The 12448-nt window shown below is 70.7% G+C and carries 11 protein-coding genes; 4 read left to right on the forward strand and 7 right to left on the reverse strand.

Annotation, left to right across the window (positions count from 1 at the left end; translation table 11 throughout):
- Window positions 1–103 precede the first annotated feature (103 nt).
- The 4 genes from KBY47_RS13275 to KBY47_RS13290 all read right to left on the reverse strand — a co-directional run bounded on the left by KBY47_RS13275 (window position 104) and on the right by KBY47_RS13290 (window position 4610).
- Window positions 104–2296 carry a xanthine dehydrogenase family protein molybdopterin-binding subunit gene (locus tag KBY47_RS13275; RefSeq protein ID WP_210921256.1) on the reverse strand — a complete coding sequence of 731 codons (2193 nt, stop codon included), beginning with the start codon at window positions 2294–2296 and terminating at the stop codon, window positions 104–106.
- The gene (locus KBY47_RS13280) at window positions 2293–3273 is read right to left on the reverse strand and encodes a xanthine dehydrogenase family protein subunit M (RefSeq protein WP_210921257.1); all 981 of its coding nucleotides are present in this window, start codon (window positions 3271–3273) and stop codon (window positions 2293–2295) included. The genes KBY47_RS13275 and KBY47_RS13280 overlap by 4 nt, the downstream gene beginning before the upstream one ends.
- Before the next feature lies 1 nt (window position 3274).
- Entirely contained in the window at window positions 3275–3763 is a 489-nt protein-coding gene (locus KBY47_RS13285) for a (2Fe-2S)-binding protein (protein ID WP_210921258.1), read from the reverse strand.
- Between the two features lie 70 nt (window positions 3764–3833).
- Entirely contained in the window at window positions 3834–4610 is a 777-nt protein-coding gene (locus tag KBY47_RS13290; RefSeq protein ID WP_210921259.1) for an SDR family NAD(P)-dependent oxidoreductase, read from the reverse strand.
- A gap of 446 nt (window positions 4611–5056) precedes the next feature.
- On the opposite strand from KBY47_RS13290, the gene KBY47_RS13295 reads away from it, so the two are divergent.
- The 4 genes from KBY47_RS13295 (at window position 5057) to KBY47_RS13310 (ending at window position 9679) form a co-directional block, all read left to right on the forward strand.
- Window positions 5057–5509 (forward strand): alcohol dehydrogenase catalytic domain-containing protein, encoded by a 453-nt coding sequence (locus KBY47_RS13295; RefSeq protein ID WP_210921260.1) that lies wholly within the window; start codon window positions 5057–5059, stop codon window positions 5507–5509.
- Window positions 5509–5859, forward strand: a complete 351-nt coding sequence (locus KBY47_RS13300) for a hypothetical protein (RefSeq protein WP_210921261.1) — start codon at window positions 5509–5511, stop codon at window positions 5857–5859. The genes KBY47_RS13295 and KBY47_RS13300 overlap by 1 nt, the downstream gene beginning before the upstream one ends.
- A gap of 383 nt (window positions 5860–6242) precedes the next feature.
- The gene (locus tag KBY47_RS13305) at window positions 6243–9035 is read left to right on the forward strand and encodes a LuxR family transcriptional regulator (protein ID WP_210921262.1); all 2793 of its coding nucleotides are present in this window, start codon (window positions 6243–6245) and stop codon (window positions 9033–9035) included.
- Window positions 9036–9193: 158 nt separating this feature from the next.
- Complete coding sequence (locus KBY47_RS13310) at window positions 9194–9679, forward strand: SRPBCC family protein (RefSeq protein ID WP_210921263.1); 486 nt, start codon at window positions 9194–9196, stop codon at window positions 9677–9679.
- Between the two features lie 73 nt (window positions 9680–9752).
- Here KBY47_RS13310 and KBY47_RS13315 read toward each other — a convergent pair whose 3' ends face one another.
- The 3 genes from KBY47_RS13315 to KBY47_RS13325 form a co-directional block, all read right to left on the reverse strand.
- On the reverse strand, window positions 9753–10340 hold the full coding sequence (locus KBY47_RS13315) for a CdaR family transcriptional regulator (protein WP_210921264.1): 588 nt from the start codon (window positions 10338–10340) through the stop codon (window positions 9753–9755).
- Window positions 10341–10479: 139 nt separating this feature from the next.
- Window positions 10480–11379 (reverse strand): LysR family transcriptional regulator, encoded by a 900-nt coding sequence (locus KBY47_RS13320; RefSeq protein ID WP_210921265.1) that lies wholly within the window; start codon window positions 11377–11379, stop codon window positions 10480–10482.
- Between the two features lie 168 nt (window positions 11380–11547).
- The gene (locus KBY47_RS13325) at window positions 11548–12237 is read right to left on the reverse strand and encodes an NAD-dependent epimerase/dehydratase family protein (protein WP_308405142.1); all 690 of its coding nucleotides are present in this window, start codon (window positions 12235–12237) and stop codon (window positions 11548–11550) included.
- Between the last annotated feature and the right edge of the window lie 211 nt (window positions 12238–12448).

The raw sequence follows: 12448 nt of genomic DNA on the forward strand, positions 1-12448 counted from the left end.
GCCGACCGCGAAGGGTTCGGCCCGCGCGCGCCATCCGTGCAGCGCCTCGGCTGCGGTGTCCAGCGCTTTGTCCTCCAGGGGTTGCCCGAGCGTGCCCGGGAGATCACATACGGGGGTCCAGGAGCTTGTCGGGCGTGATCGGCAAGTCCCGCACGCGCCGTCCCGTCGCGTCGAACACCGCGTTGGCCACGGCTGCGGCGATACCTGTCGCGGACAGTTCCCCAATGCCCTTGGCGCCGAGCGGTCCGACATGCGGGTCGAACTCGTCGACGAAGGACATGTCGATGTGGGGCGGGATGTCGGCGTTCACCGGCAGTGCCACCCCGGCGAGGTCCTGGGACAGCCACCGGCCCAGGTGCGGCTCGTAGTGGCTGGCCTCCATGGCTGCCATGCCCCAGCCCCACACCAGGCCGCCGATCATCTGGGAGCGGGCGGTGCGTTCGTTGACCACCGCGCCGACGCTGTAGACACCTGTCGCACGGCGCAGCCGCAGCAGCCCGAGGTCCGGGTCGACGCCGACTTCCACGAACATGGCGCCGAAGGTGCGGGTGGAGACACCTGGTGCTCCCGCGTCGGCGGAGGCGCCGCCGGGCAGAACCATCTCCCCGTGGCCGACCACCTCCTCAACTCCCGCGGCGCTCAGGATCTCGCCGTAGGGGCGGCGCCGGCCGCGCCACACGAGGGCGCCGGAGTCCGCGCGCACCTCCTCGGCCGGCCAGGACAGCGCCTCGGCAAGTCGGCGCAGGACCTCGTTCGCGGCTCCGTGCACCGCGGTACCCATGGCCAGCGTGGTGCCCGACCCGTAGTGCGGGCCCGCGTAGGGCAGGTCGGTGTCGCCGGCGACGCCGTTGACGGCGCGGATGTCGAGACCGAGCGTCGCTGCGGCGATCTGCGGGAAGATCGTGGTGGCGCCCGCTCCGATGTCGGTGTATCCCGCCTCGACACTCGCGGTGCCGTCGGCGCGCAACCGCACCCGGGCCTGCGAGGTGAACCGGAACTGGCCCTGTGTGCAGTCGGCCATGCCGCAGCCGATCAGCCAGTGCCCGTCCCGGGTCCCGCCCTTGGGCCGTTCCCACCAGCCGAAGCGCCGGGCGCCCTCCTCGTAGGCTTCCTTGAGCTTCTTCGAGGACCATGGAGCGCCGCTGGAGGGGTCGGTGTCCGCGTGGTTGACCAGGCGCAGGGTCAGCGGGTCCATCGACAGGGTGTGGGCCAGCTCGTCCATCGCGGAACCGAGCGCCCAGGTGCCGGGGCCGTCGATGGGCGAGCGCATGAACGACGACAGGTTGACGTTGCCGCGCCGCACCCGCTGGCTGGTGGAGATGTTCGCGACGGCGTACAGCGCCCTGGCGGGTCCCGTGCCGAATTCCACGTAGTCGTCGGTGACTGCGGTGACGTTGTCCACCTCGTGGACGAGGGCCGTCAGGGCGCCGTCGCCGTCGGCGCCCAGCGACACCCGGTGTTCCATCAGCGGCTGGTAGCCGACGACGCTGTACATGTCCTGGCGGGTGAGCACCAGCTTCACCGGGCGGCCGACGGCTTTGGCGGCCATGGCGGTGAGGATCTCGTGCGGCCAGACGAACGCCTTGGTGCCGAACCCGCCGCCGGTGTGCGGAGCGATCACCCGCACCTGGTCGGAGCTGATGCCGAAGACGGCCGCCAGGGTGTCCTGTACCGCGTACATGTGCTGGACGGAGTCGTGGACGGTCAACCGGTCGTCGTGCCATTCCGCGAGGATCGCGCTCGGTTCCATGGGATTGCCGTGCCGCGACGGCTGCGTGTAGGTGGACTCCAGGCGGACCGGAGCCGCAGCCAGGGCGCCGGCCGCGTCGCCCTTGCGGAACTCCGCGGCGTCGAGCATGGCGTAGCCGCTCTGCGCCGACGGCGGGACGGCCACGGCGGTGTCCGGGTTGATGAACGGCTCGCGTTCGTAGTGCACCCGTACGCGGGTCACGGCGTCTTCGGCCGCTTCCAGGGACTCGGCCAGCACCATGGCCACCGGCTGACCCCAGTAGTGCACCTCGTCCGACTGCAAGGGCAGGAAGCGGGTCGCCAGAGGAGGGCTCGGCAGCGCGGCGAACGCCTTGTCCACGGGCGGCAAGCCGGTCAGCACGTGGACGACGCCCGGCTGCTCCAGGGCCTCGTCGGTGTCGTAGCCGCGGACGCGGCCAGCGGGGACCGTCGCCGCGACCAGAACCGCGTACAACTGACCGGCCACGTTGTAGTCGGCAGCGTATGCAGCCGCTCCGGTGACCTTGATGGGGCCGTCCTGCCTGCTCACACCACGCATGAGGGTCATGACGACTCCAGAGCCAGTTCGAGGGCGCGCAGCGCCGTGTTACGGGCGAGCGGGATCTTGTACGCGTTGGAGGAGAGCGGCCGGCTGTCCACGAAGCCCGAGGTGACGGCGTCCACCACATCGGGGCTGCCGGGCCGCAGGCCCACCAGGGCGCGTTCCGTCTCGTACAGCCGCCAGGGGCGCATCGCCACGGAACCGAGGGCCAGGCGGGCTCGGGAGATCAGTCCGTCCTGGACCTCGACCGCGGCCGCGGCCGAGACGAGGGCGAACTCGTAGCTCTGGCGTTCGCGCACCTTGACGTAGGCCGATCTGGGCGCCGGCGCGCCCAGGACGATGCCAGTGATCAGCTCACCGGCGCGCAGGACATTGTGCGCGGCCGGGTCGTCGGCGGGCAGGGTATGGAACTCGGTTGCTGCGATCCTGCGGCCGCCGTCGGCATGTTCGGTGACGATCTCCGCGTCCAGGCAGGCCAGGGCGACGGCGGGATCCGAGGGCTGGACGGCCACGCAGTCCTGGGTCCACCCGAAGATGGCCAGCCGCTCGTTCGCCCCGTGCAGGGCCGCGCACCCGCTGCCGGGAACACGTTTGTTGCAGGCGACCGGATGGTTGGAGCGGAAGTAGGGACAGCGGGTGCGCTGTGCCGGGTTGCCGCCGATGGTGGCCAGGTTGCGCAACTGGGCAGAAGCCGACCTGAGGATCGCCTGGGCGAGCACCGGGTACGACGTCACCACGCGGGGGTCCTGCGCCACGCTGTTGAGGCGGGCCAGCGCGCCGATGTGGAGGCCTTCCGCGGATGAGGCGATCTCGTCCAGACGGGGCAGCCGGCCGATGTCTACCAGATGAGCGGGCGATGCGATACCGGTCCTCGCCCAGTTGAGCAGTTCGGTGCCACCGGCCAGGAACTCGGTGTCCGCGGCATGCGCCCGGGTCAGGGCGTCGGGCAGGGATGCGGCGCGTGCATAGGTGAACGGGCGCATGTCACCACTCCTTTCCAGCCGCTGCCTCCACGGCCGCGGCGATCTGCGGGTAGGCGGAGCAGCGGCAGATGTTCCCGCTCATCCATTCGCGGATCTCGTCGTTGGATCCGGTGTGCCCTTCCTTGATGCAGCCGACCGCCGACATGATCTGGCCGGGCGTGCAGAATCCGCACTGAAAGGCGTCGGCATCGATGAACGCCTGCTGAACGGGGTGGAGTTCGTGCGCCGGGGCGAGCCCTTCGATCGTCGTCACCTCGGTGTGGTCGGTGCTCGCGGCCAGCACCATGCAGGCGTTGATCCGGCGGCCGTCGAGATGGACCGTGCAGGCGCCGCACTCGCCGCGGTTGCATCCCTTCTTCGTCCCGGTCAGGCGAAGACGTTCGCGCAGGAGGTCGAGGAGGGTGGTGCGCGCGTCGCAGGTGACCTGGGTGGTGGTCCCGTTCACCCGCAGGGTCACGGTGACTTCGGAGGTGAGGGGCTCGTGCGGCATGGCTGCTCCTGGGACTGCCGTTCTGGGGAGGCCGGGTGTTCCGGCGGGGGCTGAGGACGGCTGCGCCGTGTCAGGAACGCGGGAACGGGACAGCTGTGAGTTCCTCGAGCGTGGCCAGCAGGTCGTCCTGGAAACTGGTGTCCAGTGAGTCGGAGGCGGGTGCCAGTTCCTTCTGGTGGTAGAAGTAGCGCCCGCTCACGGTGGCTTTAGGGTCGTCGCTGACGGCGAGCCACGCCTGCGTGATGTGGGCCTGGGCGATGTCGTCGGGAGCACCGGGACCGCCCATCTTGGTGGGAACCCATCCCGGCTCCAGGGAGTTGCTCAGCACGTCGGGCCACAGCCGTGCGACCGCGAAGGCGAGGGTGGCGTCGTACAGCTTGCTGTCCGCATACGCCTGAGCGCCGTTCCAGGGGCGCCGTTCCCAGTCAAGGTCGTGGGCGTCCCCGCGTCCGCCTTGGTGCATCCCGCTGCTGAGGTACACCAGGCGCCGGGGCCGGTGCATCAGGCAGGTGAGGATGTACGGGGCGAGCACGTTGACGGCGAGCACATGCGCGTGCCCGTCTTCCGTCGTGATCTTGGCGCGCTCCCGGTAGCCGATGCCGGCGTTGTGGATCACTGCGTCGAAGGGACCACCAGCGTTGGCCTGTTCTGCCAGGGCGACCGTTTGTTTCCGGCTCGACAGGTCGCCCACGAGGACGGCCTCCGCCTCGGGGAGCCGTGCGCGTAGTTGCTGTGCTCTGCGTTCGTTCCTGGCGTGTCCCGTGACGGTGTGGCCCTGCTCGACGAGTAGACGTGCCGCTGCCAGACCGAGACCGTCGGTCGATCCGGTGATGAAGACGCGGGCCATGAAAAGCTCCTTCCCGCTGGTGCGAGCCGGTGAGTGACTGCAGCGCGCGCTGCGATGTCCATGCTTGGCGGCACTGCACGGTGGCACATCGGTCAATTGACTGGAGCGGCTGCCATCGATGTCCCGGGTCGCCGCTCTGGTCCGGCCTGCTGCCCGACACCCAGGGCGACCCGAGCGAGCTGGGGTGGATCGGCCCGCATGCGTGTCCCGCCGCGCTCCCCACCAGGGATCCGCGTCTCGGCCTTTCGAAGGGAAAGTCGCGGTAATGGCCTATGAAATACCGGTCCCTATCCGTTGCTGGCTTGTGTGATCCCAGGTGGGTCTCGACCCGGTAGGGGCGGCAGTCGTTTGACTCATCCCGACGCATTGAGGCGCGGCGAAAACTCAGCGGTGTCAGACACATTCGGCCTGGACGTGTGAGCACACGGAAGTCGAGGTCCCACCTCATGCACGCAGCCATCGCCACCGCGGTCGACGCACCGCTGTCCCTCACCGAACGAGACATCCCCGAGCCCGGATTCGGCGAGGTCCTCGTCCGGGTCACGGCCTGTGGGGTCTGCTTCTCCGATCTCAACTTCGTGCGCGGCCACTCCCCCTTCGCCCGCTTCCCCGTCATCCCGGGCCACGAGATCACCGGTGTGGTCGAGGCCGCCGGCCCGGGCGTCGCCTCACCGGCGGTCGGCACCGCCGTCGGCGGTCCGTTCCTCTACGACTCCTGCGGCCACTGCGACTACTGCGTACGCGGCGAGCAGATCCTGTGCTCCGCCAAGCGGGTCACCGGAATCGTCGTGGACGGCGGGTACGCCGAATACGTGATCCTCAAGGCCGCCTTCGTCACCGAGCTGCCGTCCGGTCTCGACCCCGTGGCGGCTGCCACGGCGCGATCGTGGGGCGGCTGATGACGGTCCGCCGGGCGGCGCAGCAGCGACTGCGCGCCGTACGGGCGGTCCTGCTGGCGGCGGCCGATCTCCTGGAACGGCCGGAACGAAATGGAATGGGGGAGAGGAAAGCCCGCATCCTCACCCGCCGGATCAGTCATCTGGAACTCGTTTCCGCGCGGACAGCCGGTGAACGGCCGGCAGCGCGCAGTGGCGTGGCCGCTCTTGATGCGCTGGCCCAGGACACTGCTGTGGCGGCGAAGGAAACGCTGCACTGCTACGAGGCCGCCGCGGAGGGCGACCCTGGCTGTGCCGACGCCCTCCGGGACCTTTTCGCACGGCTGGACGCGGTCGGTAGCGGGCCGGCATGAGCCAAGGCGCCTGTGCCGCAACGGCCCGTCCCGGAGCCGGTATTGGCGCAGTTGAGGGGTAGCGGATGAGGGCGGAAATGCGCCAGGGTGCGCGGTCGCCGAGCCGTGACGCGCCGGGGCTCGCACGGGTGCATCAGCGGACGTCGGGAAGGGAAAGCCCTGTCGCGGACGAGGCCTTGCAGGGCCTGGATTCAGCCGATTAGGCTTGATCCCGCCTGCAAGGCCGAGGCGTATGCAATTCATCGGCATTACGGGTCGGTCCGACATAGGAGGCCGACGCAAAACGAGTGCATCTTGGCCGAGCTGCCTCTACGGCAGAATTGTGACTGCGACTGAGTATGCCGGGTTCCGTTGCCCACAGCCCACGGAGGAGAGGCCGGCCGATGGACACCATCTCGGTGCAGCACTCGCGCTCCCTGATCGGCCGGCAGGACGAACGCGACTTCATCCGCCGATTCTTCACCGAGGCGTCCGTCAAGGGCGGCGCGCTGGTGGTGACGGGCGAACCCGGCATCGGCAAGTCGGCGCTGCTCGACGCGACCGCGCAGGATGCCGAACATCTCGGATGCGCCGTGCTGCGGGTGGCGGGAGTCCAGTTCGAGGCCGACATCGGCTACTCGGGCCTCAACCAGCTGGTGGTGCCCCTCCTGCCGTATCTGGACAAGCTCGACAAGGCACATCGCGACGCCCTGCGTGTCGCGACCGGCATGGGCTCCGGGACCGCTCCGGACCGACTGCTGGTGTCCACGGCGACCCTGCTCCTGCTGCGCCGGGTCGCGGAGGAAGCCCCTGTTCTCCTGGCCGTGGACGACGTGCCCTGGCTGGACCGGTCCACCGCCGTGGTGCTCGGGTTCGTGGCCCGCCGTCTCATCGGCAGCAGGATCGGCTTCCTCGCCACCGCCCGTACCGGCTCCGACGGCTACTTCGAACGCGGGGGCCTGCCCGAGCACGTCCTTGAGCCACTCGGGGACGAATCCGCCCACGAACTGCTGCGGACCGTCCATCCGCGGCTCGCGTCCAGCGTGCGCCGCCGCATCGTCGCGGAGGCACGCGGCAACCCGCTGGCCCTGGTCGAGCTGCCGGCGGTGCTCTCAGGGCCGCAGCAGCAGGCCGAGGCCGGCATGCCCTCGGTCCTGCCGCTCAACGAACGCCTCAAGGGCCTTTTTGCCGAGCGAGTCGCAGAGCTTCCCGCCCGCTGCCGTCATGCCTTGCTCCTGGCCGCCCTCGACGGCACCGGTGACCTCTCGGTGATCGAGGAGGGAGTGGGGGCCTCCTTCGTGGACGACCTGGGCCCGGCGGAACGAGCCCGCGTGGTGACGGTCGACCTCGCTTCGTACCGGCTCGCCTTCGGCCACCCGCTGCTCGCCTCCGCCGTAGTCGAGAGCGCCACCTCCGGTGAGCGGCGGGAAGCACATCGGACCCTGGCCGACGCCCTGACCGCACACCCGGAGCGCCGCGCCTGGCATCTCGGGGAAGCCGCCTCCTCGGCCGACGAGGAGGTCGCCGGACTGCTGGAGGCCGCCGCGCAGCGCATTCTGGCCCGGGGCGATGCCACCGGCGCCGTCGCCGCTCTGTCGCGTGCCGCGCGGCTCAGCCCGCTGCCCAGGGACAGGAGCCGCAGACTGGCCGAGGCCGCCTACATCGGTGCGGACGCCGGGGGCGAACTGCGCAGCGCCTCCGTCCTGCTGGACAGCGCGCGCAGAGCGGACCCGGCACTGAGCGGCTCGCTCCTGGCTGCTGCTGCCACGGCACACCTGCTGATCAACACCGACGGCGACGTCGACACCGCCCACAGCCTGGTGACCGGCGCGGTCGAGGCACACCTGTCCAGCCCCGAGCCGAACGACGACTTCGCCCTCGGCGAGGCCTTGCACACCCTTCTGCTGCTGTGCTGGTACGGAGGCCGGGCCGAACTGTGGGACCCGCTCTTCGAGGCCATGGAGCAGATGGGAGACGCGGTCCCCGAACTGCTCTGGCTGACGTCCCGCACCTTCGGGGACGCCGCCCGCACCGGCCCCGTGGCTCTGGAACGCCTGGACCGGGTCCTGGAGAGGGCGTCGGCCGAGACGGACCCCACCCGCGTGATCCGCATCGGCACCGCGTCGGTCTACCCCGACCGGCTCAGCGACCTGCGTGAGGCGTCCTGGCGCGTGATCCGGCAAGGACGTCGCGGCGAGAGCCCCGCCCGCCGCCACCTGGGCGCCCTCATGCACCTGTGCGTGGAGCACCTGTTCACCGGTCGCTGGGACGAGGTGGACGGGTTCGCCGCAGAAGGGCTGAGAATCTGCGAGGAGCAGGAGTTCAACTTCTTCGTCTGGTACTTCCGCTACTGCCAGGCCTTCACAGCTGCCGCGCGCGGACAGGCCGACACCAGCCGGGTGCTGACCGAGCAGATCAAGCAGTGGGCCGCGCCGCGCGGTGCCCACGGGGCCGCGCTGTGGGCCACGCAGGCGCGGGCCCTGTGTGCGCTGGGCAGTGGTGACTTCGAAGAGGCGTACCGCCAGTCCTGTCTGCTCTCCCCGCCCGGAGAGCTGGCGCCGTTCGTGCCGCACGCCCTGTGGAACGCTCTCGATCTGGTGGAGTCGGCGAACCGGACCGGCCGTATAGACGAGGCCCGCAGCCACGCCCGGGCAGTCCGGGACTCCGCCATGTCCGCCCTCTCCCCGCGCCTGCGCGTACAGGTACGCGTCATCGAGGCGATGACCTCCTTTGGGACGGAGGCCGAGCAGCACTTCGAGGCCGCGCTCGCCGACGACCAGGCTCGCCGCTGGCCCTTCGAGTACGCGCGTGCGGAACTGCTGTACGGGGAGTACCTGCGCCGCGCCCGCAACACCACGCAGGCCCGCAGCCACCTGTCGTCCGCGCTCGCCGCCTTCCGCGGCTTGGGCGCAGTCCCGTGGGCGAACCGGGCGGCCACCGAACTGCGAGCCGCGGGCGAGAGCCTGCCCCAGGAGACGAGAGACGACAGCTCGGCCCCGCTCACTCCGCAGGAGCTCCAGATCGCGACGCTGGCCGCCACTGGCCTGACCAATAAGCAGATCGGCGAACGCCTCTTCCTGTCGCACCGCACGGTCGGATCGCACCTGTACCAGATCTATCCGAAGCTGGGCATCACCACGCGGGCTGCGCTGCGGGACGCGCTGGCGGCCCTCGGCGAGGCCCCGGCGGACATCTGACGCGCGTTCGCCGACCCGGGCTCGTCACCGGCCGGCAGTCAGATGACGGATGTCCCGGGTCCGCCGCAGCCGCCAGTCTGTAGGGAGCGGCCCCTGCCCTTGAGCGAGTGAGGCCGCGTTGACCAGGCATCGCGGCGCAGCGAGGGGAAGACGATGACATGCCCAGCGATCACCAGGGCCTGACAATTCACTGGCCGTCCGGCTTCGCTCCGGACGACGCCGACTATCACTTCCGGGCGAAGACGAGCATCAACGCCGCGCCCGCAGCCGTATTCGACTGCCTGGCGGATCTCGACCGCTGGCCGCTGTGGGTGCCAGGTGTCTCCGACGCTGCCCCGGCCCTGGCCGGCCGGGCGCTGGGCTTCCAGGAATCCTTTCGGTACCGGCTGTTCGGTGTGGACCTGGAGTGCCTGACCGCGGAGTGGCAGCCGGGCACGCGTCTTGGCTGGTCAGGGCTCGGCCCAGGGTTGCACTTCTACCACGCATGGACATTCGAGCCGCGGACGCGGGCCACGGTCGTGGTCACCGAGCAGGCGGCGCGGGGTGCCGGCGCGGTCACCATGCGCACCTCCCACCCCGAGTGGGAGAATTTCCTGCGCTACGGCTGGCTCGACGCTCTCAAGCAGCGGGCGGAGAACCGCTGACGGGCGAGGGCGCCGCTCGGCCGGCGCTCCCGAAGGCACCCTGGAGCAGCGGTGCCGCCCCGGTGCCCGCCGGTCAGCCTTCCAGAGCGACCACGCTCGCGCTCAGGCCCGCCCAGGTACGTGCGTCGAAGCCCGTCAATTCCTGCCAGCGGTCCACCCGGTACCTGACGGTGTTGGGATGGATGTGCAGGGCCCGGCCGGTGTCGGTGAGCGAGAAGCCGTGCCGGGCGAACGCGCGGATCGTCTCCGCCAGGTCCGGGTGCTGTTGGGCCGTCCTGGCGCACGGCCCGAGCAGCGCGGTCAGCCTGCCGACCTGCGGCCTGAGGGTCGCGGTAAGCCAGTCGTCCGCGAACCGCGCCATCCCGGTGTCGACAGCGGGCAGCACCTCCATCGCGTCCACGATGCTGACACCCGCCCCCGTCAAGCCCTCCCTGGCCAGACCGACCCCCGCCGGGGCGTGCGGACCGAGATCGCGCAGCGTGTCCGCGAACACGTCGGCGGATACCCCTTGAAGCACCGCGATCAGCACGCTGTCCCGCTGCGCACCCAGCATCACCCCGCCGTGGCGGCGCATCCGGCCCCGCAGGGCCGTCGTATCCTCCTCCGGCCACGCATCCCCCGGGGAGCAGACTGCCTGGAAGGTGCCGGACCCTTGCGGCATAGGCAGTGAGGGCTCCTCGTCCGCTGGGACTCATGGGCCCGGCGGGTTCACGGCTGCCGCTGGGCGGCGACGACCTCGCCCGGCGAGCGCGCCGCCCTCGCTGGACTGGAGTCGAGCAGCCCGGTCCGCGTGGGCACGCTCAGTCCGAGGACAGCTGCGGTTCCTCGGTGTGGGGCCGGGCAAGGGTTTCGGCGGCGGCTTGGGCGAAGTCGTGGATGAGGCGGGAGCGGCGGGCCGCCACCCACGCCAGGGCCACCTCGTTGGGGCCGACGTCCTCCACGCGCAGCGGGATCACGTCCGGCCGGGTGTAGAAGCTGGCGGTCGACAGCGGGATCACGCAGATGCCCGCTCCGGCGGCCACGAGTTCGAGCTTCTCCTCCACCTGGTGGATTACCGGGACCTCGGGGCGTCGCCCGCCCCGCAGTTCCAGTGCAATGTCTCGCCACTCGGGAACGGCGTTGGGATCCTGCAGCAGGTGCTCGGCGGCGAGTTCCCTGATGCTCACCGATGTCCTGCCGGCCAAGGAGTGCCCGGCCGGCACCATGACGACGCGGGGCTCCCTGAAGAGCGGACGCAGCTGCAGGCCGTTGCGGTCGATGGGCAGCCGCACGATGCTGACGTCGGCCCGGCCGTCCAGCAGCACCTCCACCTGGTCGTCCCACGTGGTGCGCAGCAGGCTCACGTTCACGTCCGGATGGTGCGCGGTGAAGGCGACCATGGCCGGAGTGACCGTGATGCCGGGCATGAAACCGATGGTCAGCGACTGTGTGCCCTGGGCCGCCGATTTCACGCCCCTCATCAGTGCCTGGGCAGAGGCGAGCAGAGGCAGGGCGTCCTCCAGCAGTTGCTCTCCCGCCGGAGTGAGCAGCGTCCCGCGGCGGCCACGGTCGAACACCTCCGCTCCGAGATCATCCTCCAGGCTGCGGATCTGCCGGGACAGCACCGGCTGGGCGATGTGCAGCCGCTCCGCGGCCCGCCCGAAATGGAGTTCCTGCGCCACGGCCACGAAATAGCGCAGCTTCCGCAGATCAAGATCCACCCGGAATCACCCGCCTGCTCCGTCGCCACGGCGCACCCGGTCGGTGGGCCGCTGTGGACCAGGGCCGTCCCGGACGTCCGTCCGGCACGGCCCTGGCACTCGATCACCAATCTACCGGGCGAGCGCGCACCGCGGCGGACGCTGTCGGCCGACAGCGCGCGGGCGGGCTCAGCCACGGGCGAGAACGGCCAGCGGGTCAGTGTGGGCGGGAGTCCAGCCCAGTTCCTTACTGGCCCGGGCCGGAGTGAGCTGCTGGTCGAGAGCGAAGGCGTCGGCGATCGGGCCCATCTGTTCCCGGGCCTGTTCCAGGCTGATCGACGCGACCTTGCCCTCGATGCCCGCGGCCCGGCTGAGGGCCAGGGCGCATTCCTTGGCGGTGGGGTTGACACCACCGACACCCACGTACACCGAACCCGGCTTCGCCTTGAGTGCGGCGACGTACAGCTCGGCGATGTCGTCGACGTGCACCAGTGCCCAGCGGTTGGTCCCGTCGCCGATGTAGGGGATGGCGCCGGCCTCCTTGCCCGGGGTGGTGTAGAAGATGTCGATCAGACGATTCTCGCCGCCGTACAGCAGGCCGGGCTGTATCAGGACGGGGCGGCCACCGCGCTGGGCGCGCTCGAGGACGGCGTCCTCCACGGGCTTGCGCCAGGCGACCAGGGGCGGCGGGTTCCACGGGGCGGTCTCGTCCGCCACGCCCTGGGTGTCGCCGTAGACCCAGGTGCCGCCGGTGTGCACGTAGGGGCCGCTGCCGATGCCGTCCTGCATGGCCCCGGCCGCCTCCAGATCCTCGGCACCGGTCTCGGCCTGCGCCAGGTGGACGACGGCCTCCGCACGGGCGGCCGCGGCGTTCAGCACGCCGAGGTCCCCCAGCCCGCCCCGCACCGGTGTCGCGCCGAGGGCACGGACGGTCTCGGCGGCGCGGTCGCTGCGGGCCAGGGCGGGCCTTGACCCGGAATCTTGGACACGGGCTATGCGGCTTGGGCGAGGGTAGTTGATGTTGTGTCGAGTGCTGCCTCGTAGGCGATGGGACTGCGTTGTCCGAGGTGGGAATGACGGCGTCGGGTGT

Source organism: Streptomyces sp. B93 (genome assembly GCF_018070565.1).
GTDB lineage: Bacteria > Actinomycetota > Actinomycetes > Streptomycetales > Streptomycetaceae > Streptomyces.

What these genes read in the sequence shown, in the direction of transcription:
- KBY47_RS13275 (WP_210921256.1), bottom strand. Translation starts at nt 2,296, where the DNA reads ATGACCCTCATGCGTGGTGTGAGCAGGCAGGACGGCCCCATCAAGGTC.
- KBY47_RS13280 (WP_210921257.1), bottom strand. Translation starts at nt 3,273, where the DNA reads ATGCGCCCGTTCACCTATGCACGCGCCGCATCCCTGCCCGACGCCCTG.
- KBY47_RS13285 (WP_210921258.1), bottom strand. Translation starts at nt 3,763, where the DNA reads ATGCCGCACGAGCCCCTCACCTCCGAAGTCACCGTGACCCTGCGGGTG.
- KBY47_RS13290 (WP_210921259.1), bottom strand. Translation starts at nt 4,610, where the DNA reads ATGGCCCGCGTCTTCATCACCGGATCGACCGACGGTCTCGGTCTGGCA.
- KBY47_RS13295 (WP_210921260.1), top strand. Translation starts at nt 5,057, where the DNA reads ATGCACGCAGCCATCGCCACCGCGGTCGACGCACCGCTGTCCCTCACC.
- KBY47_RS13300 (WP_210921261.1), top strand. Translation starts at nt 5,509, where the DNA reads ATGACGGTCCGCCGGGCGGCGCAGCAGCGACTGCGCGCCGTACGGGCG.
- KBY47_RS13305 (WP_210921262.1), top strand. Translation starts at nt 6,243, where the DNA reads ATGGACACCATCTCGGTGCAGCACTCGCGCTCCCTGATCGGCCGGCAG.
- KBY47_RS13310 (WP_210921263.1), top strand. Translation starts at nt 9,194, where the DNA reads ATGCCCAGCGATCACCAGGGCCTGACAATTCACTGGCCGTCCGGCTTC.
- KBY47_RS13315 (WP_210921264.1), bottom strand. Translation starts at nt 10,340, where the DNA reads ATGCCGCAAGGGTCCGGCACCTTCCAGGCAGTCTGCTCCCCGGGGGAT.